This window comes from Streptomyces triticirhizae, from assembly GCF_003696235.1.
GTDB lineage: Bacteria > Actinomycetota > Actinomycetes > Streptomycetales > Streptomycetaceae > Streptomyces > Streptomyces triticirhizae.
The window spans coordinates 1-612 of the sequence record NZ_RFFJ01000426.1; the positions used below are offsets into that span (position 1 = coordinate 1).

Sequence of the window (612 nt, forward strand, 5' to 3'; positions counted from 1 at the left end):
CCGGGGGCGCGCCGGAGGCGCTGGCGCCCCGGGTCGCGTCGGCGCTCGGGGAGGGCGCGGAGGCGCGGTTGCGCGCCGACCCGTGGCTGCTGCTGGCGACGCCGGGCGTTCCGCCGCGCCAGGCCGACGAGTTCGCCAGGGCGCTGCTGGGCGACGAGGCGGGGCCGGGCGACGAGCGGCGCGGACAGGCGCTGGTCGGCTGGCTGTTGGAGCGGGCGGCGCTCGCCGGGCACACCGTGCTGGAGCCGGGCCAGCTGGCCGCCGGGCTGCGCGAGCAGGGGGTGCCGGAGCCCGAGGAGGCGGTCAGCACCGCCATCGAGGAGGGCACGGTGCTGGTCTTCCAGGACCGGGGCGCCCCGCTGGACGCGCCGGCGGGCGAGGACGAACAGGCCGCCGAGGTCCGGGTGTTGGTGGGTCTCGAACGCTATGCGCTGGCCGAGGAGAGCCTGGCCGACGGGCTGGGCAGGCTGCACGGCACCTTCGCAGCGCCGGAGGGCGAGGCGACCGGCGGCTGGGCGGAGGCGGCCGCGTCGGCGCCGAGCCCGTCGGCCGGCGAGCTGATCCGCGCGGCGGCCGGCGCGGCCGTGGTGGCGCACACGGGCGGCGAGGCCG

1 protein-coding gene is annotated in these 612 nt (G+C 80.6%); it reads left to right on the forward strand.

Annotation, left to right across the window (positions count from 1 at the left end; all coding sequences use genetic code 11):
* Positions 1 to 612, forward strand: a 612-nt coding sequence (locus tag EBN88_RS30115; protein WP_325052797.1) for a helix-hairpin-helix domain-containing protein, incomplete at both ends; no start/stop codon positions are given.